The 18,546-nt window shown below is 38.5% G+C and carries 19 protein-coding genes and 1 other RNA gene; 2 read left to right on the top strand and 18 right to left on the bottom strand.

Going from position 1 to position 18,546, the window contains the following annotated elements; translation table 11 throughout:
- Positions 1-439 precede the first annotated feature (439 nt).
- The 15 genes from JOC34_RS14760 to nagZ form a co-directional block, all read right to left on the bottom strand.
- On the bottom strand, positions 440-1,885 hold the full coding sequence (locus JOC34_RS14760) for a C40 family peptidase (RefSeq protein WP_239544452.1): 1,446 nt from the start codon (positions 1,883-1,885) through the stop codon (positions 440-442).
- Between the two features lie 273 nt (positions 1,886-2,158).
- Positions 2,159-3,436: an isocitrate lyase gene (aceA, locus tag JOC34_RS14755; protein ID WP_205137536.1), complete on the bottom strand. Its 1,278-nt coding sequence runs from the start codon at positions 3,434-3,436 to the stop codon at positions 2,159-2,161.
- Positions 3,436-5,037 carry a malate synthase A gene (aceB, locus tag JOC34_RS14750; protein ID WP_205137535.1) on the bottom strand — a complete coding sequence of 534 codons (1,602 nt, stop codon included), beginning with the start codon at positions 5,035-5,037 and terminating at the stop codon, positions 3,436-3,438. The genes aceA and aceB overlap by 1 nt, the downstream gene beginning before the upstream one ends.
- A gap of 75 nt (positions 5,038-5,112) precedes the next feature.
- The gene (locus JOC34_RS14745; RefSeq protein ID WP_205137534.1) at positions 5,113-5,220 is read right to left on the bottom strand and encodes a YhfH family protein; all 108 of its coding nucleotides are present in this window, start codon (positions 5,218-5,220) and stop codon (positions 5,113-5,115) included.
- A gap of 226 nt (positions 5,221-5,446) precedes the next feature.
- On the bottom strand, positions 5,447-6,079 hold the full coding sequence (locus JOC34_RS14740) for a response regulator (RefSeq protein WP_205137533.1): 633 nt from the start codon (positions 6,077-6,079) through the stop codon (positions 5,447-5,449).
- Positions 6,072-7,112 carry a sensor histidine kinase gene (locus JOC34_RS14735; RefSeq protein WP_205137532.1) on the bottom strand — a complete coding sequence of 347 codons (1,041 nt, stop codon included), beginning with the start codon at positions 7,110-7,112 and terminating at the stop codon, positions 6,072-6,074. The genes JOC34_RS14740 and JOC34_RS14735 overlap by 8 nt, the downstream gene beginning before the upstream one ends.
- Positions 7,109-7,843 carry a cell wall-active antibiotics response protein LiaF gene (liaF, locus tag JOC34_RS14730; protein WP_205137531.1) on the bottom strand — a complete coding sequence of 245 codons (735 nt, stop codon included), beginning with the start codon at positions 7,841-7,843 and terminating at the stop codon, positions 7,109-7,111. The genes JOC34_RS14735 and liaF overlap by 4 nt, the downstream gene beginning before the upstream one ends.
- A 101-nt stretch (positions 7,844-7,944) precedes the next feature.
- The gene (locus tag JOC34_RS14725; protein ID WP_205137530.1) at positions 7,945-8,574 is read right to left on the bottom strand and encodes a PspA/IM30 family protein; all 630 of its coding nucleotides are present in this window, start codon (positions 8,572-8,574) and stop codon (positions 7,945-7,947) included.
- A 21-nt stretch (positions 8,575-8,595) separates the two neighbouring features.
- The gene (locus JOC34_RS14720) at positions 8,596-8,949 is read right to left on the bottom strand and encodes a lmo0954 family membrane protein (RefSeq protein WP_205137529.1); all 354 of its coding nucleotides are present in this window, start codon (positions 8,947-8,949) and stop codon (positions 8,596-8,598) included.
- Positions 8,950-9,246: 297 nt separating this feature from the next.
- Complete coding sequence (locus JOC34_RS14715; protein ID WP_205137528.1) at positions 9,247-9,855, bottom strand: DedA family protein; 609 nt, start codon at positions 9,853-9,855, stop codon at positions 9,247-9,249.
- 114 nt (positions 9,856-9,969) lie between these two features.
- On the bottom strand, positions 9,970-10,959 hold the full coding sequence (locus JOC34_RS14710; protein ID WP_205137527.1) for an LLM class flavin-dependent oxidoreductase: 990 nt from the start codon (positions 10,957-10,959) through the stop codon (positions 9,970-9,972).
- 82 nt (positions 10,960-11,041) lie between these two features.
- Positions 11,042-12,097 (bottom strand): M42 family metallopeptidase, encoded by a 1,056-nt coding sequence (locus JOC34_RS14705; protein ID WP_239544451.1) that lies wholly within the window; start codon positions 12,095-12,097, stop codon positions 11,042-11,044.
- 137 nt (positions 12,098-12,234) lie between these two features.
- Positions 12,235-12,630, bottom strand: coding sequence for an HI0074 family nucleotidyltransferase substrate-binding subunit (locus JOC34_RS14700; RefSeq protein ID WP_205137526.1), 396 nt, complete (start codon positions 12,628-12,630; stop codon positions 12,235-12,237).
- Positions 12,585-12,929 (bottom strand): type VII toxin-antitoxin system MntA family adenylyltransferase antitoxin, encoded by a 345-nt coding sequence (gene mntA, locus JOC34_RS14695; protein WP_205137525.1) that lies wholly within the window; start codon positions 12,927-12,929, stop codon positions 12,585-12,587. The genes JOC34_RS14700 and mntA overlap by 46 nt, the downstream gene beginning before the upstream one ends.
- Before the next feature lie 91 nt (positions 12,930-13,020).
- On the bottom strand, positions 13,021-14,703 hold the full coding sequence (gene nagZ / locus JOC34_RS14690; protein ID WP_205137524.1) for a beta-N-acetylhexosaminidase: 1,683 nt from the start codon (positions 14,701-14,703) through the stop codon (positions 13,021-13,023).
- 542 nt (positions 14,704-15,245) lie between these two features.
- Between nagZ and JOC34_RS14685 the strand changes: the two genes are divergently transcribed.
- Positions 15,246-15,695, top strand: coding sequence for a HicA family toxin-antitoxin system (locus JOC34_RS14685; RefSeq protein ID WP_205137523.1), 450 nt, complete (start codon positions 15,246-15,248; stop codon positions 15,693-15,695).
- Positions 15,696-16,044: 349 nt separating this feature from the next.
- On the opposite strand, the gene JOC34_RS14680 is transcribed toward JOC34_RS14685, so the two are convergent.
- Both JOC34_RS14680 and JOC34_RS21835 read right to left on the bottom strand, forming a co-directional pair.
- Entirely contained in the window at positions 16,045-16,221 is a 177-nt protein-coding gene (locus JOC34_RS14680) for a hypothetical protein (RefSeq protein ID WP_205137522.1), read from the bottom strand.
- Between the two features lie 700 nt (positions 16,222-16,921).
- Positions 16,922-17,200: a hypothetical protein gene (locus JOC34_RS21835; protein WP_239544449.1), complete on the bottom strand. Its 279-nt coding sequence runs from the start codon at positions 17,198-17,200 to the stop codon at positions 16,922-16,924.
- Between the two features lie 193 nt (positions 17,201-17,393).
- Between JOC34_RS21835 and JOC34_RS14670 the strand changes: the two genes are divergently transcribed.
- The gene (locus JOC34_RS14670) at positions 17,394-17,804 is read left to right on the top strand and encodes an LAGLIDADG family homing endonuclease (RefSeq protein ID WP_205137521.1); all 411 of its coding nucleotides are present in this window, start codon (positions 17,394-17,396) and stop codon (positions 17,802-17,804) included.
- Between the two features lie 339 nt (positions 17,805-18,143).
- Here JOC34_RS14670 and ssrA read toward each other — a convergent pair.
- Positions 18,144-18,486, bottom strand: a transfer-messenger RNA (tmRNA) gene (gene ssrA, locus JOC34_RS14665).
- Positions 18,487-18,546 lie beyond the last annotated feature (60 nt).

Here is an 18,546-nt window from a genome sequence, read left to right as displayed (position 1 = left end):
TCTGTGTGATTAGTTTACACCAATATTTAACAGTTAATTCTATTATAAACTAAAAAGAATCCAACGGGTATATTTTTTTGCCCTTTTCACTAATTTTATCGCGATTTGGCGAGAAGTGAAACTCCACTGAGGGGGGTCACTTTCTTAAAGTTGCAACTATAAGAATTAAGTTGATCCTTAAACGGTACCCAGCAGACAATGGAGCAGTCTATAATGCATCCCATCCGTGTCTGCTAAGGCATTCATAACGGATCCATTCATCGTTGTGATAAAGTGAACTAATATTCTATAGACTATTTCAATGTTAATTAAACTATATTTTTCCCTAAACTCCACTTCGAATTCCTTACTAAAATCTGTCTTTAAATATGAGAAAATTTATGCTTGCTATCCGCGCAAAAAAAGCCATCCATAGGACGGCTTTTTATCGTATATGTTATTAATTTACACGACGCACATTACCTTTAAAAGCATCTTTCCAATATCCGCTTGACATATTTGCGACTGCAACACCTGTCGAACTTTGTGCCCCAAGGAAGCTGCCACCACCAAGATAGATACCTACATGACCATTTTTTCTACCTTCCGTGTCGAAGAATACAAGGTCACCTACTTGCATATTGCTGGATGATACTTTAGATCCTACACCAACTAATGCAGCTGTTGAAGATGGAATGGAATAGCCAGCCTGTCCAAATGCCCATGATACAAATCCGGAACAATCAAAGCCTGAAGGACCCTTGCCGCCCCAAACATATGGCGTTCCCGATTGCGTTTGACCGGCACTGATTGCTGAACTTACACCACTGCCGCCACTGTTACTAGTCTTTTCGCTTTTGTTGTTATTACTATTGTTATTGCTCTTATTTTTCTCTTTGTTATTGTTGGATGTTACAGTTGCAGCCGAAGCTGTGTTTTTCTCTTTGGTTACTTTCTTGCTCTTTTCATGTTTCACTTGAGTAACATTATCGTTACGATTTGAACTTGTTTTCTCTGAGTTTGATGACGAATCCGGTTCAGGCGATTCAACTGCCTCTGATTCAGTAGTTGTTTCAGCTTCTGCTGATTCAGCAGTTGTTTCAGCAGCAACAACTGTTTCAGGTGCAGGTCGTTTTGCTATTTCAAGGTTTTGTCTAACTTCTCTTTCGAGTGATGCTAGACTGCTATCTTTAATCTCTAAATCTTCTTTTAAAGCCGTTAAGTCATTTTCTTTCGCTTTTAATTTATCCTTCTTTGTTTCGCTTTCTTTCTTTTGATCTTCAATCGTAGCGATCATACCTTCTAAATCCAATTTCATTTCATTCAATTCATCCAGCTTTGCTATTACTTCGTCCTGTTTTTCTTCAACCGCTGCTTTATCTTTCTCTTGTTTTTCCATTAAAGCGGTATCCGAGTCAGCTATTTTATTTACAGCTGAAACACGACTAATAAAGTCACCAAAGCTTTTCGAACCAAACACCACTTCCAAATAGCTAATGTTTCCGCCGCTTTTCTGATAAGAAACAATTCGTTCTTTTAAAATTCCATAACGTTTTTCGATTGCATCTTCTAATTTTTCTACTTCATCTTCTAATGCATCTACTTTATCTTTTGTCTTTGAAATGTCTTTTTTAGTAGCCGACATTTTGTCTTCATTTTGTTTTAATGCAGACTTCACACGATCAATTTCAGTATTCAGTTCATCTAAGTCTATTAAAACATCGGCAATTTTCCCCTCTGCCTCTGATAGATTTGCTTTGATTGAAGACCGATCGTCTTTTATTTGTGATTGCTTATTTTGCAAATCTGGGACAGATTCAGCATGTACTGCGCCTCCAAAAGTTACACTTCCTAATCCAACCACTGCGGCGGCAGTCATTGTAATAAACGTTTTTTTCAATTTCAATTCCCCGTTTCCCCCAAATTTCACACTTGCAAAAGAATTCTTTGTATGTAGGTTTTCCATCGATTATTATGTATTTCTAATTGCCAATAGTGTGATGGCTATGTAATTAAATATTAATATATTTGATTCAACAATTCGTAGTATAGCACCAAATAATTTCATGCATGTTATAGTTATGTTACAATTATGTTTCAAAAGTGACTTTATACCTGTTTTTTCATTAAAAAACGTGCCCATTCTTAAACAAATGGGCACGTTTTGTCTTTATTTCAGTTATCTTGTAAACTGTTGTTCTTCCGTCGAACCCTTCAAGGCGCCAGTTGATGACGTTCCACCAGATATCACCTGTGCTACTTCATCAAAGTAACCGGTGCCAACTTCACGCTGGTGACGGGTTGCACTGTAACCATGTTTTTCACTTGCGAATTCTGCTTGTTGTAATTCAGAATAAGCTGCCATCCCTTCGTTTTTGTATTTCCTTGCTAGATCAAACATACTATGGTTTAATGCGTGGAAACCTGCCAATGTAACAAATTGAAACTTATAGCCCATTTCCCCCAGTTCTTTTTGAAAACGAGCAATTTCTGCATCAGATAATTTACTTTTCCAATTAAATGATGGTGAACAATTATACGCCAATAATTTATTTGGGTATTTTTCATGGATAGCAGCTGCAAATTGTTTCGCCTCTGATATATTTGGTTCTGATGTTTCACACCAGATAAGATCCGCGTAAGGGGCATATGCCAATCCACGGGAAATTGCCTGATCAATTCCTGCTTTCGTTCTAAAAAATCCCTCCACAGTCCGTTCCCCAGTAATAAACGGTGCATCATACTCATCGACGTCATTTGTGATAAGGTCAGCTGCGTTGGCATCTGTCCGCGCAACAATGATTGTTGATGTTCCCATTACATCAGCAGCAAATCGTGCTGATATTAAATTCCGAATCGCGTTCTGTGTAGGGATTAACACTTTTCCACCTAGGTGACCACATTTTTTCTCAGATGCTAACTGATCCTCAAAATGTACACCAGATGCGCCAGCCTCGATCATTGATTTCATTAATTCGAATACGTTGAGTTGACCACCGAATCCAGCTTCAGCATCGGCAACGATTGGTGCAAACCAGTCTGTCTCTTCATTATCTTCCAGGTAATGAATTTGATCTGCACGTTGTAAAGCCTGATTGATCCGTTTTACAACAGTAGGAACACTGTCTACCGGGTATAAGCTTTGATCTGGATACATTTGTCCTGCCGAGTTTGCATCCGCTGCCACTTGCCACCCACTCAGATAAATTGCCTGTAAACCTGCTTTAACTTGCTGAACTGCCTGATTACCAGTTAGTGCCCCTAACGCATTCACATAATCTTCACTGTGTATTAAATCCCACAGTTTTTTAGCACCCTTTTTAGCTAATGTATGTTCAATATCTAATGATCCTCTCAATCTAATAACATCTTCTGCAGTATAAGGGCGTTCAGTACCTATCCAGCGTAATTCCTTATCCCATTCCTTTTGTAATTGTTCAATGCGTTTTTGTTTCATTACGCAATTCCCCCTTCTATTATTTTTTGATAAGCAGGTATCGTTAAAAATGCTGCGAAATGATCCTGTTTAATTAATGAAGTAAATAATTCCGTCGCTTCTCGAAAACCCCCATTTTCAAATAAAACATTTCCTAACTTAGTCTTAATTTTCTCTAACTCTTCTACGGTCATGGTATCTACCATTTCAAAAGTTACTTTCCTGCCGTCATCCAGCAAACCTTTTGGATGACGTATCCATTGCCAAACTTGTGCCCGCGAGATTTCGGCAGTCGCAGCATCTTCCATTAAGTTGTTTATTGGAACAGCACCTCTCCCTTTCAGCCACGCAGCAACATATTGAATCCCTACATTAATATTGGTGCGTAGCCCTTGCTCTGTTATCTTTCCTTCAGGTATTTCCAACAAATCTGCCTGCGTTACATGAACATCTTCACGTTTATTAAATATTTGATTTGGTGTTGGCATCTGTTCATCAAATATATCCTTCACGAGTTGTACCATACCTGGATGTGCTACCCATGTGCCATCGTGTCCGTTGTTCACTTCTCGCTCCTTATCAGCACGAACTTTACGAAAAGCAGCCTCATTTGCTTCATTATCATTTTTCACAGGAATCTGTGCTGCCATTCCACCGATTGCAGGAGCATTCCGTTTATGACAGGTCTGGATAGCCAATTGTGTATAGGCTTGCATAAACGGTACTTCCATTGTCACTGCGGAACGATCTGGTAAAATGACACCTGGATCTTGTTGAAACTTTTTGATATAGCTAAAAATATAATCCCATCGCCCACAATTTAATCCCGCCGAATGATCACGCAATTCATATAAGATTTCATCCATCTCAAATGCTGCTGTAATCGTTTCAATTAATACTGTCGCCTTAATTGAACCTTTTGGAATATCCAACTCTTCCTGTGCAAAAACAAATACATCATTCCAAAGTCTTGCTTCCAGATGATTCTCCAGTTTTGGTAAATAAAAGTATGGACCTGTTCCATTTTTTAAAAGTTCTTTTGCGTTGTGAAAAAAATAAAGGCCAAAATCTACTAAGCTGGCAGAAAGTGCATTGCTGTTGATTGTAAGATTACTTTCCTCCAAGTGCCATCCTCTTGGTCTTACTATTAATACAGCTGTTTCATCATGAAGTTTATATTGTTTTCCATTCTCTGCTTGGAAGTCAATTTGTCTGCGTATCGCATCCTTCAGGTTAATTTGCCCATTCATTACATTTTCCCATGTTGGCGAGGTTGCATCTTCAAAATCTGCCATAAAACCCTTTGCACCTGAATTAAGTGCATTGATAACCATCTTCCTATCAATCGGACCAGTGATCTCTACTCTGCGATCCTGTAAATCATCCGGTAAAGAAGCAATTGTCCATTCTTGGTCACGGATATCCTTTGTTTCTGATGGAAAGTCAGGTTTCTTACCATTATTCAAATTTGTTTGTACAAGTTCTCTAATTGTTAATAAATATTGCCGACGCTCATCAAAACGCTGGTGAAGTTTCTGCAAAAATGCCAAAGCTTCAGGCGTTAATACGTCTTCAAACGATTGCTCGGGATTCACCCGCAATTCCTTACTTTTCATTAACATAGAAATACGCCTCCTACTGTTATGTTACAATGTAATTTAAACTAATTTGTTATATAACAATAATGATAAAAAAATTTACTCCGATTTTTTGGATAGACAGTAATCACATTCTTGAATATAACCTTTCGCTTCGATACGTTTTCCACATTCCGGGCACGTGATCGCTTCATTGGTTTTTGTCATGTGTTACACCTCCTCTTATATAACAGTACGTTTAATTATCTTGTTGTTATAATACAGTCTATATACTTTTTTAAAAAATGCAACCCCTTTTTTAAAATTATTTAAAACTTTTTTGGTGTATCTGCAAATAATTCAGTCATATCAAAGTGTACAAAAAAATAGGGACAGTCCCCCACCACACTAAAGTGTTAAAGCTCTAATGTGATGGGGGACTGTCCCTAAATATTCATTTCACTAAGTCGTGTTTAAATGCGTAAATAACTGCTTGTGTTCGGTCTTGTACTTCCAGCTTGCCAAGTATATTGCTTACATGTACTTTCACTGTTTTCAGTGCGATAAATAATTCATCCGCAATTTCCTGATTTGTTTTCCCTTGGGCAATGAGCAACAGTATTTCCTTTTCCCGTTCCGTTAATTGATCATGTAGGTTTTCTATTGGTTTTTCTCGCATTCGATCCATAATCTTCCCGGTTACTTCAGGTTCTAAAATCGATCTTCCTTCATGGGTGGAACGGATTGCCTTCGCAATTTCATTTGCCTTTGACGTCTTCAACATATAACTCGTTGCGCCAGCTTCAAGTGCTGGATATACTTTTTCGTCATCAAGGAAACTGGTTACAATAATAATTTTTGCATCTGGCCATTGTTCTATTATTTTCCCTGTTGCCTCAATTCCGTCCATTTCTTTCATCACCAAATCCATTAATATAATATCGGGCTTTAATTCCAACGCCAGCTTCACAGCAGGACCTCCATCATCCGCTTCTGCAATGACATTAATATCTGGTTGAGCTGATAAATAGGCAGAAACACCAATGCGAACCATTTCGTGATCATCCGCAAATAGCACACTAATCATGGTTTTCACCCTCTTTCCGTAAAATAGGTACCTTCACTTCTAACCTTGTCCCCTCATTAGGTAAACTGATTACCTTTAACGTCCCACCTATTTCATAAGCACGTTCACGCATATTTTCAACGCCATACGAACTTGTCTTTATTTTATTGATATCAAAACCGATACCATCATCTGCTACTCGTAAAATAACTGTGTCATCCCGTTCAATCAACATGACATACAAACTTGTTGCTTTTGCATGCCGAAGTATATTGGAAACAGATTCCTGCAAGATACGAAACAATTGATCCTCTATCCCCTTATCAACTGTAAATGCTTCTACCTTCCAATCAATTTGCATCGGTACCTTTTGAATAAGCTCAAGCAATAATTCCTCTACACCTGCCTGTAGATTTTTCCCCTTCAATGCGACTGGGCGCAAATGAAGTAATAATGCACGCATCTCCGACTGTGATTGATGGATCGCTTTTTCAATCATATGCAGTTGTTTCCTGATCCCGTCATCTTTTGGCGGATTTGTCTCATTGATTGCTGACATCATCATCGAGGCCGCAAACAATTGCTGACTGACGGAATCGTGTAGTTCCCGTGCCAGCCGATTTCTTTCCTGAACAACGACTTCCTGCAGGCTCTTTTCACGTTCCACAGCTCTTTCTGTGGCAATTCGCTGTGCCATTTCCGTTTGACTATTAATTTTTTCCTGCACCTGCTCAAGATAATGTTGAATTTTATCTAATTCAGCGTATGGCTCTTGATCAAATGTCATTTTCTGTCCTTTAGCTAATTCATCGAGCTGCCGCTCAATCCGGCGCACGCGTTGTTGCCAATACCAGGCGGAAACAGTACCAATAATAATTCCAGATACGATTGGAATAATAAGAACCATTGCCAGATAAGAAATTTCTCCAACCTTATGATCTAAAATAAGGGACCAATCTTCTAGAAATGCCACTAAAGTAATCCCCGTAATAATAATAGACAGAATGAAACTGAACAATATCGCTGTGAATACATGGCGTAAGATCGTATTCATATCCGCTTCACCTCGATATCTCCGGAAAACAAAGCGGTAACAATCTTGATGCGGGGTAATGTTGTATCATCGTAATGTTTCGTCTGATAGGAAATCGATTGATTCATTAGTTTCGTATCATGCTTACCAAGCAAATGGGCCCGGCCAAAAATGGAGCTATGATGAATACTGACTTCTACTTCATATGGGACATAAATTTCAATATTTCCCACAATATGCCGAATAGAAATTACAGCAGTATCACGAGGAAGGACTGTATTACTTAAATCAATCACACGATCACCAAATCCACCATGTATATTAACATCCCGCCATTGATAAGCTGCATCCGCTGTGGACTGATCCCCGAAAATTTGATGTTTAAATAATGACTCAACAGCAATGACAGAATCCGGCATCCTTTCCTCGTTTACGGAAAGATTTGGTTTAATATACACGGCTTCCTTTTTCGATTTGGAATAATCGATAATAAATAAGACGATAATCGCCACCAGTAAAAAACGAACAGCGAACATATTTAAAACAGCAAAAATTAATCCAATAACACCAATCCAAAAAACGATTTTCCCCCATAATTGATCAAACATTTTCTTACCAACGTAAATCAGGCATCCACAAAATAAAGCGGAAATGATCATTCCACCATGAAAAAAGGCTATTTCAATAATAAAGAGGATCACACCAATGATCAATATCCAATTTAATCTGTCTGTTGTTAGTCGTTGAAACATGGTTGTGACCCCCTTTTTGCTTGTATGTAGAAAGGCGCAGTAATCTGCGCCTGCTTATTATATCATTTTTTATTTAAACTTACCTGTTACACTTAACTTGCTCAACTTTCGCTTTCCTGCATTTCCTTTTCGAGATTGGCAATTTTACTATCAAATGTACTTCTGTAATAAGAGCTATTCACTTTATACTCAAGTCCCTCAATATATTGCTCCATTTCTGCAAAGCGGGAAAAAGGCTTGTCCGCAGATTCTGTAACGACCCGGTTGATTTGCTGGTTTGCATTGGCGACATTTTCTCTCCCCATCAATTCCATCCGGCGCAAGTGCATGTCCTTGAGTTTATGTTTCATTTCTTCATATTTTCGTTCTAAATTTTCCAGTTGCTGTACCGCTTCTTCACGTGATGCTTTCATGCGATCTGCTCTCATTTGATACTCTTCATGTTCCTTCAAAGCAAATTCATGCATTTGTTCTTCGCCCGCTTTTTCAGCAATTTTAGCTTGTCTTAATCGTTTTTCCGCCAAGTCCTGCGCTTTATGATATTCTCTCGTAAATTCATCTTTTAATTTATATTGACGATCAACCAGTTTTCTTACTTTTTCCTTTTCCTGCTCGCTTTGGCGTAAGTACTGATTTAAAGCAGTCATTGGATTTTTCTGTTCCTTTTTATCCATCATAGTATGGAGATCTGCTGAAACGGAATCTTTGATTCGTGTAAATATATTTGACATCATTTTTAGCTCCTTTTTATATTAATGATTTAATTCTGCCCATTCCCGTTCGAAATTAGTAAATGGATCATCGCCTTTGATAACATGTACAACTGGATCATTGTCATCATTCTTCCAGCTTTTAAAGATTACATAAAGCGCGTATGCTGCAGCAAGTCCGAGCACTGCATAAATGTTGGATAGGACGATTCCAATAAGAAGTAAGCCAACGATTACCCAGCCAATCTTTCCTGCTGTAGATTCACTCTTTACAAACCGTTTAAAGACAATATACAAAAGCCAGACCCCTAAACCCAGTAAAACCATTGGTCCGAGGTTAGCCAATAATACAATCAAAGCAATCAATCCACCAACAAATAACATAAATTTCTTCATTATCCCGCCTCCTTTCTTGATCTTAAGTTCATTTTACTGCGAATAAGGAATTCTAGTAATGAGCCTAAGCCATATTTTTAACTAGGTCTAAGGGCGTATGGGGTCAGTCCCCCACTACGCTACCAAGTTAAAGCGTTAGCGCGATGGGGGACTGACCCTAATGAGATGAAGGGACTGAATATAAAAGATTTTGTTGGGGCTGTTTTACATTGGCCAGACGTGATCGAGGTGTGGAAGATGAGGAATACGTAGAAGATTATATTGACTTAAGGAAAGGGATGTTTGAATACATCCCTTTTAGTCGTGGGCCTTTTTTCTAATAAATAGAATGATGAATAGAATGATACCTGCGCTAAGCATCATATAAACTGCGGTTGAATAAACATCCATAAAACGAAGAATATCTCCCCATGATGCCCCTAAAATAACACCAGACATAATTAAAAAGATATTCCATATGACTGTGCCGATGATTGTAAAAAGCAGGAAAAGCCAAAAACGCATCTTCGACATCCCCGCTGGAATAGAGATCAAGCTGCGTACAATTGGGATCATTCGGCAAAACAGAACGGTCCAATACCCATAGCGGTCAAACCAAGCATCGGCTTTATAAATGTCATGCTTTTTCAAGCGAAGCAAGTGGCCCCATCTATCCACAACTTTTTCCAAACGATGAACATCAACTAGCATACCAATTCCATAAAGCATAATTGCTCCAATTACTGAACCGGTAGTCGCCACAACTGTAACCCCAAAAATTGTTAAGTTGGTATATGTTGTAAGGAATCCTGCAAACGGAAGAACAATTTCAGAGGGAATAGGAGGAAATAAGTTTTCTAGTGTCATCATCAAAAAGATCCCTACATAACCGAACTGCTCCATCATATCTGTTATCCAATTTTGCATTGTATACCCCCAGTAAGTTAGAAATGAGTTTGTCCTTTCTAAAGTATAGTCTGCAATTGGCTCATTTATGAGTGTAAAAAAACAGGATTTCTATCAACAGAAATCCTGTTTTTTCTATTTTTCCAAACCAAATTCTTTTGCAAGTAACTGATAGGATTTTCTTCTTGCTTCATAACTGTGGGTAATCGTTACAATCATCAGTTCGTCCGCTTGATATGCCGCCTGAAGCTCCTCCAGTTGTTGCTTACAATCTGCAGGATTGCCAATGATTGTTTGTTTCCTCATGGATTTCATTTGTTCCCGCTCTTCATCTGTAAACGAGTATGCCTTCGCTTCATCTATAGTTGGGACACCCTTTGCTTCCTCTTTTGCTTGTTGCACGTTCCAGAGCTGACCACTAAGTGCCAATTGTTCTGCTTCCGCTGTTGTCTCTGCGCATATAACAGACGCCGCAATCAATACTTTTGGATTTTCACCAGCATAGCTATTGCGGTATTTTTCCACAATTGACGGTCCGTCATTTGATGTCATAAAATGACCAAATGCATAGGATACTCCTTTTTCAGCAGCCAAAATCGCGCTTTTTTCACTTGTCCCTAATAACCAAAGATCCGGTAAGACGGCAGGAACAGGAGATGGAGCAATTTTGGCATACATATGATCTTTAGGAAAATCACCATTTAAAAACGTTTGCAGCTCCGTCAATTTATCAGGCATTTTTCGGACATTTTCCAAAAAGTTGTCCGACAGTGCCATCGTAACTTCAGCAGATCCTCCTGGAGCACGGCCGATCCCCAAGTCAACTCGATTCGGAAAAAGACTTGCCAGTATATTATATCGTTCGGCAATATTAAAGGCTTTATAGTGCGGCAGTAACACAGCACCCGACCCGATGCGAATGTTTTTCGTTTGTTGACCAATCATGGCCAGCATCATATCTGGTGCAGGACTTGCTAAACCAGGCATATCGTGATGTTCTGCAGCCCAGTAACGCGTATATCCTAACGCATCTGCTAGTTTTGCAAGTTCTATCGAAGCGTTTAATGCTGCTTGTGCTGTTTTACCAGCGGAGATTGGTGATTGATCCAATATGCTAAGTTTCATATAAACACCTCATTTTCAAATAGAAGCATCCTGTTTCAAATATTGAAACAGCACGCTTCTTTATTGAATCATTTATTACGATCTAGATGGATACCATATCAGATAATACATAGTGATACAGCAATTGTTCTGTATAATTTAATGATGTTTCATGGGTTCTTTCATAGGCATGTGAAGAATCAATGCCTGGTCCAATCAATCCGTGTACAATATCATGGCCTGCGCGAATAGCGGCAGATGCATCTGATCCATAAAAAGGATAAATATCGAGTTGATAACCAATTTGATTTGATTCTGCCAGCGCGACAAGATTTTTACGCAATCCATAATGATACGGACCACTGGAATCCTTTACGCAAATAGAGACAGTGTATTCATCTGTTGATTGCCCATCACCCATTGCGCCCATATCAACCGCCAAATATTCAACCGTTTCTGGTGAAATATTGGAATTTCCACCATAACCAATTTCTTCATTATTGGAAATAAGAAAATGAGTCGTATATGGTAGCGTAATGTTCTCCTGTTTCAATCGTTTAATCAGCTGTAGTAAAATCCCAACACTCGCTTTGTCGTCCAGATGACGGGATTTAATAAAGCCATTTGCTGTTAATTGGACACGCGGATCGAATGATACAAAATCGCCTACCTCAATGCCCAACGCACGAATATCCGCTGCATTTTCAACCTTTGCATCAATTCGAACTTCCATATTTTCCTGGTTTCGTTTTGCTTCCCCAGCATCCTTATACACATGGACCGAAGTTTGACGCATCAAAATAGTTCCTGTAAATATTTCGCCACTGGAAGTTTCGATTTCACAATACTCTCCTTCCATTGCGTTATATTTAAATCCACCAATTAAATCGAGACGCAGTCGCCCGTTATCTTTTACTTCCTTAACCATTGCACCAAGCGTATCCACATGAGCGGTCAACATCCGATGTGCTTCATTATTTTTTCCGGGTAGTGTAGCGATTAAACCACCTTTACGATTACGCTTTGTTTCCACATCTAAATCGCGTAACCGTTCTTCTACAAATTGAATTACTTTCATCGTATTGCCTGAAGGACTTGGTATAGACACCAATTGCTTAATAAGTTCCTTGGTATCCGTTATATTCGGGTATGTACTCAAAGTAATTGCTCCTCTCGATTCATCTATCCTTATATTTTATCGTTTATGGCGCTGGATGAACAGCGAAAGACTTTATACCTGAACAAAAAAGGAAAAGCATAATGATGGGAAATGCTTTTCCAGGGGATGTCAATTATTCAAGTATTATCGTTATTCAGTCGATCCATCCAGTTACTTAATAATTGATGATAATGTGGCAGTTTGCTAAAAATTTCAATTGCCAATTCCTCATTATAAGTGTGTACAGTTAGGTTTCGATCATTCACCATGTGTAAACCAAGAATAGTTTCATCCTCGGAAAAAATTCCTACCTCACGAAAAGCGCGCATAACCCCTTTGGGTGAGCCAATATCCAAGCCCTCTACATCATATAAGTATTGCTTCGCAGCTTTCCAACAAGCCTCAAAGCTATATTCAAATCGCTGAATCCCTGCATCTCTTTCAATAGTAGAGGGTTCATCAATGCTAACTATCTCCCGCAAAGTATCTAGAGCCCTTTTCGCACTTTGAAGCCGTTCGTGCAATCTTTCCACATAATTCCCTCCCTCATCACATTTTCAACCAGATTTGGACTTGCCTTTGATAAATCAACTATATCAACATGATAAGGCAACATTGATTCTTCTATATTTTCCCGTAGTTCAACCATTTTATTGATTGGAATTTCTTCATCTGACTGTAGTGCAATGTCAATATCGGAAGTTCTTTTTTCCTCATTACGGGCCCAGGAACCAAATAGATAAATATTTACCTGAACGTCAGTTAATGTTTTCATAAGGATATTTTTAAGTAGTATCAACGAATTTTCCCTTTTCACTTTTCCACTATTCACGTTAAAATACCTCCTTGCTACTACTGACATTATAGCATATCTTTTTTTAGAGTACGGGGACAAAACGAAGTATCCACTTGCAACACCACACCTATTTATCCTTACTCAAAGTATTTTCAATCTCTTCATTTAATTCGTCCAGGTCAGCAGCCTCCACCTGATCATCGTCCAACTCATATTTTAGTTTTAGCTGAATAATTCTTTTTACACTTTCATCAATTCGTTTTTCTGAAATTTCACCAGCATCAACCGCAGATTTTATCGCGTTAATTGCAGCCACTGCCTTATTATAATCATGGGCGATCAAGACAATATCGTTTCCAGCCTTTACAGATTCAAGGGCCGCTTCACCAATTTCATAATTATTGGTTATCGCCTGCATGGTCATATCATCTGTCATGATAACCCCTTTAAAATTGAGTTTCTCCCTTAACAGATCTGTAACCACTTCTTTCGACATCGAGGATGGATATTCCGTTTTCAATTCCGGTAATAGAATATGGGCAACCATCACCACATCTGCACCTTTATCAATCGCTTCTTTGAATGGAATAAGCTCTAAATCCATTAGCTCATCAAGGCTTTTATTGACAGTTGGCAATTCAAAATGAGAATCAACTGCAGTGTCTCCGTGCCCAGGAAAATGCTTCACAACAGGGAGAATATTTTCTGCCTGCATCCCCTTCATCATCTGTGTGCCTAATTCACCAACTCGTTCAGGATCGTTACCAAAAGAACGATTCCCAATCACCGTATTTTTGGAATTACTGTTCACATCCAATACTGGTGCATAATTTAAATTCATCCCAAATGCATGCAATTCTTTTCCTAAAAGCGATCCAACATCATAGGAGAAAGATGCATCATTTATCCCTATTTCATCATTGTTAGGGAGAACCTTCAAATCTCCCGGGAGCCTGGAGACCTCGCCGCCTTCCTCATCTGTGCTTAGAAATAGTGGCAGAATATTCCCCTTGTTTTCCGCTTTTAAATCGTTGATCAGCGCTTGGCTTTGCTCCACCGTGTCCAGATTATTATCGTAAAAAATGAAACCACCTATTTTGTCATCATGAATTAATGACTTGCTGCGATTATCAAGGTCAGTTCCAGGAATTCCAGCTATCATCATTTGCCCAATCTTTTCATCTAAATTCATTTCATCTAAAATAGTTGATGCCATCCTTTTTGTTTTATTTTGTTCTGTCCAAAATGCATAGACAGATACATAATCCACCACAGGATTTTCTTCATCATTAGACAATATCCATTCTAATTGGTATTCCGCATTTATCGTGTAAGTAAGAATAATTTGATCATGATCATCATCCTTATAATAATTGATATCATCAGGCTGGCCTTTTATTTGTTTAATATCATTCATATGGATATTGCTTAGTACCGGACGATACGATCTTAAATCAACGATTAAATCATCTTGATATCCAATCGTGGCTTCATGATCAGGAAAACTTTCATATGTTGCTTTTTCTTCCTCTTTTTTATTTTCAGAAGTGCCCCACTCATCCGTTAGCTCTTCAATATTAGATTCACCAGCTATAAATGGTGCTTGGGCCACCTGACCCTCTTTTGCCAATGAAAAGATTTCATTAATAAGCGTTTCCGCATTATCCTTGCCGTCATCCTCATTCAATGGTTGATCGGGGGATTCATTCTGATCTGTATCGTCTTGCTTCGCTTCGTCACCCGTAAAGAACCAGCTTAGTACAGCTATTAAAGCAATAAGAATAACAATCAAGCCTACCCTTTTAATCATTCTGAATCCCTCCTCCATATATTTTATACGAACAGCGTATACTTTTATACCAATAGTAGCCGTTAATCTATAATACCAAGTCATTTTTCTTACATTCATGAAAAACACATGAGGTACTTATTAAAATCATACCATTTTTGATGATTTTTAGCACAAGATTAGACGAAAAAACAGGTACAAAATACCATTAACTTTATACGGAAATTCATAAGAAAAACACTCAGGAATTGATCTGAATGTTCATTAACCTTTTAGCAGTATAGCTAACAATACTATACATTTCAACCATATAGGAAATGATATCTTTAATAAACTTATCAGACATTGATTTGTTTATCATTATACTCGTTCCCCTTAATTTGTAACGCCTTGAGAGACCGCGAAGTTCCAATAGATGAATCATAAAACCCATTGCCATCTTTAAATGCGATATTACTTAAAAAATGCATTATTGTACAGAATAAAATTACTTTTTAAGCAGAGCATACTTGGGTAATTTTACGGAAAGATATAGGTGAGATAATTTTTAGGAGGTGTCTACAATGGTTGAGAACTTTGAAGTAGGAGTAGTCTATCCGTTACGCACGTACGAACGTCACCAGTTCAGTTTTTCAATTGATGGAAAGGAGTATAAAGGTGATTACCATAATGAAATAATTGAATGGTTAAACCCTCACCCGAAGCAGGTTGTTGATGAAGGACAATTAAATCTTATTGAAGCGGAGGTCTATCAAATGCTTGGATATCACGGGGTTAAAGACGATATAGAAGATATCGAAATTGGACGGATGCTGAATAAGGCGCACTTCTGTTCTGATGCACATCGGTTTAAGTTAAGAACTCAGGGTGAAGAATTTAAAGGTGTTTTCCGTGATGACAATATTGATTGGTTCTATCCAAAACCACAAGGCAAGCTAAAACATGATAAAATTGAAGAATTAGAAAAGACAGTACACCAAAAGGTAAAAGAACATAAAGAAAAAGAAGGCTAGGGTGCAAAAGAGAATTAGTAACTTCATCTAATGATTTTGGTTTCGGAATCTGTATTATGCAAAAATGACGTTCTCAAAAACTAAATCAACAGGCCACTTTCGACTTATTGCCAATCCAATGCCTATCATAAAAAACTGCGGGGCTGAATTTTAGCCCCGCAACAATCTTAAGCCATTAATAATAACCGGAATCGTACTGCGTTCATAGTGACTACACCTTAAGGCAACCACAGATCCTACACGAAGTTCGATGCAATGAGAACTACGATAGCAGCAACGGAAAACACCATATTTTATTTAACAATCCGGTTCATTGTTTTTGTAAGGAATACTTATTTCCTCTTTATCTTCAACAATGGCGGACAACCATCGCTCTTAGGGCTGCTTCAACAATTCCATTTGTAAAAAATAAAGTTAATATAGCAATAATAATTTCAATCATGCTGTCAACTTGAACAGCCTGATCATAAGCATCCTGAAACAAAATAGCAATCAAACCCATGACTAAAAATGTATGTATAAACATTGTAAGCATACCAGTCATAAATAAAGCAGATTTTGATTGGATTTTTTCTTCGCTATGAATTTTCGAATTATCCTAAATATATTGCAAAGGATAAGACCATTGATTATTCTTGGCACACTAGCAATAAATAACGCCCAAAAGTTTCCTTGTTTGTTCTCAAAACTGGAATTGCTGGTAAAAAAACAAAGAACAATAAAGCTGGAGCAATTGTATTTGTTACAATGCTAGTGATTCCCACAAGCCCTAGCAATACACCAATTTTTGAGCCTAATCATTGGAATATGGACAATTATCGCCTTAATGCACCTAAATGTATAAACCCAAATGGTGACATTACCGCAATACTGGCGGCAACGACCGCAGATCTGTTATGCCTTAATACACTCTATTCAAGCAACCTATCTCAAATTCATTCAACTTTGCATTCAGCCCACCCCCCTACCGTTCTTTCATTTATTTTCAATGCTGTATATTCAGCTCCTTTGCAGCATGTGATACAGACCCCGCAATAGCCAGAAGTACGAGTACAACGATCAACGCGTTAAGCAAACCAACATATTCACCTAGAATACCTAATAGCGGTGGTCCAACTAAGAAAGCGCCATAGCCGATTATCGATACGGCGCTTACTCTTGCTACAGCATGATTCGCGGATCATCTCCTGCCGCTGAAAGCCCTACTGGAAAGCCAAGGGATGCCCCTAAGCCCCATAAAAGACGCCGATCACACCAATTGTAAGGGAAGAACTAAAGATTGTTAATGCAAGTCCGCCAATTCCAATTCCTGCGGCAACTCGAAGGACAGGCACCCAACCAAACTGATCTAATAAATAGCCTCCACATACAGCCAATGAACATGGCAGCCAGGAACACCGAGAATATTGCTGTTCCAGTGGATGAATCCACCTTAAAATCATCAACCATCGCAATCGGTAACCAGTCGTTGGCTGATCCTTCTGCAAACGCCATACCGAGAACAATTATGCCACTAAAAATTTGTTATACAAGGTCAAGGTAGAACTTTTAATCGTAAAGCTCCATAATCACGTTTATATGCACAACATTTTTCCTTAATTCGTCCGCGAATGAAGATTCTTATTGATTTAAATAGGGAGATATTTTATAATAAACAGAACATATGATTCATAATTAATTTAAGGATGTGTAAACCTATTGGTTAAAAAATGGGAGGCTGCTTATATTGCTGGAATAATAGATGGAGAAGGCACCATAACGCTGACTAGGTTTCATCAAAACGAACACCGCAGACCATGTATTACTATCTCATCAAATGACAAAGAACTTCTTATATATATTCAATTATTAGTCGGTGGTAGTATTTACAGCAAGAAGAATTATAATCCTACTAAACATCGGAATTCCTTCACATTGTACATAAAAAAGAAGCATGAAGTCTTCTTCACTTTAAACACAGTCTATTTATTTTTGCGAATCGGGCAAAAAAGAAAAAGGGCCGAGTGGATACTTAAACATTATAACGATGTAACAGCAAGAAACGGCAAATATACCGAAGTCATGTTTAAAAAGAAACTATTGTTTGAGGAAAACTTCTTCAATTTTTAGCCTCAAACTGATTTTAAATACAAAAAAACCACCAACATTATGTATTGGTGGAGACGGTGGGACATGCGCTTCCATGCTTTCGTCATGGCACTGACTATATCTTGAACCTGCAATATTCAGGTCCCCCGGCGTCTTATGCAGAATATATTTTTACCTTTATCAGGCAGGATTCCACATCCTAGTACTACCACATCGGGTAGCCTATAAGTCGATACATGGCTGTTGGATCACTCCACACACCACTCGGTATTGCCAATATCGCCATCTATTCAGCGACTTAGGTTTCACCGATAAAGCCGAATTATCACTTTTGCGTTACCACAAAAGGCGACTATTTACTAATCGAACCCACGTCCAAAGATATTGCCACTCAGGCATCTACACGTGTAGTTGGTATATTATCATTCGCTAATCTCTTCAGCCTGCCAACAGGCTTTGGAGCAGCTAGTCTGATTCATTTCAACTGTCTATCCTCAGACGGTGGACAACAGTGTAGCCCGCTTCATTTGAGACCCTTCAATCTGCTTCACGGGCGAAAGCAGGAAGGATCGCTTTAGAACTACTTACGCAGCTGCTAAAGCAGGTTGATTATTAGTTTTGCCAGTTATTATAGGCGATAACGTTTTACGAGCCGTAGCCTCGACGCGCAACCTGAGCTCAATCTATCCCTGTCGAATCCGTAACGTCCCCATAAAAAGAGGCGCTCGGTAAAAATTGAGCATATCATTCAATTACTAATTTT

The sequence above is a fragment of the Virgibacillus halotolerans genome (assembly GCF_016908515.1).
Taxonomy (GTDB): Bacteria; Bacillota; Bacilli; order Bacillales; family Amphibacillaceae; genus Virgibacillus_M; species Virgibacillus_M halotolerans.
Note: the sequence above shows the minus strand (reverse complement) of the source record. Positions and strands in the feature narration are given on the sequence as shown.

Bases quoted from the DNA above. Each gene is read 5' to 3' on its own strand.
- nagZ (WP_205137524.1), bottom strand. From the start codon at position 14,703: ATGATTAAAAGGGTAGGCTTGATTGTTATTCTTATTGCTTTAATAGCT.
- liaF (WP_205137531.1), bottom strand. From the start codon at position 7,843: ATGTTTCAACGACTAACAACAGACAGATTAAATTGGATATTGATCATT.
- JOC34_RS14680 (WP_205137522.1), bottom strand. From the start codon at position 16,221: ATGTTTATACATACATTTTTAGTCATGGGTTTGATTGCTATTTTGTTT.
- aceB (WP_205137535.1), bottom strand. From the start codon at position 5,037: ATGTTAATGAAAAGTAAGGAATTGCGGGTGAATCCCGAGCAATCGTTT.
- JOC34_RS14740 (WP_205137533.1), bottom strand. From the start codon at position 6,079: ATGATTAGTGTGCTATTTGCGGATGATCACGAAATGGTTCGCATTGGT.
- JOC34_RS14745 (WP_205137534.1), bottom strand. From the start codon at position 5,220: ATGACAAAAACCAATGAAGCGATCACGTGCCCGGAATGTGGAAAACGT.
- JOC34_RS14710 (WP_205137527.1), bottom strand. From the start codon at position 10,959: ATGAAACTTAGCATATTGGATCAATCACCAATCTCCGCTGGTAAAACA.
- JOC34_RS14725 (WP_205137530.1), bottom strand. From the start codon at position 8,574: ATGTCAAATATATTTACACGAATCAAAGATTCCGTTTCAGCAGATCTC.
- JOC34_RS14720 (WP_205137529.1), bottom strand. From the start codon at position 8,949: ATGAAGAAATTTATGTTATTTGTTGGTGGATTGATTGCTTTGATTGTA.
- JOC34_RS14685 (WP_205137523.1), top strand. From the start codon at position 15,246: ATGGTTGAGAACTTTGAAGTAGGAGTAGTCTATCCGTTACGCACGTAC.
- aceA (WP_205137536.1), bottom strand. From the start codon at position 3,436: ATGAAACAAAAACGCATTGAACAATTACAAAAGGAATGGGATAAGGAA.
- JOC34_RS14715 (WP_205137528.1), bottom strand. From the start codon at position 9,855: ATGCAAAATTGGATAACAGATATGATGGAGCAGTTCGGTTATGTAGGG.
- JOC34_RS14735 (WP_205137532.1), bottom strand. From the start codon at position 7,112: ATGAATACGATCTTACGCCATGTATTCACAGCGATATTGTTCAGTTTC.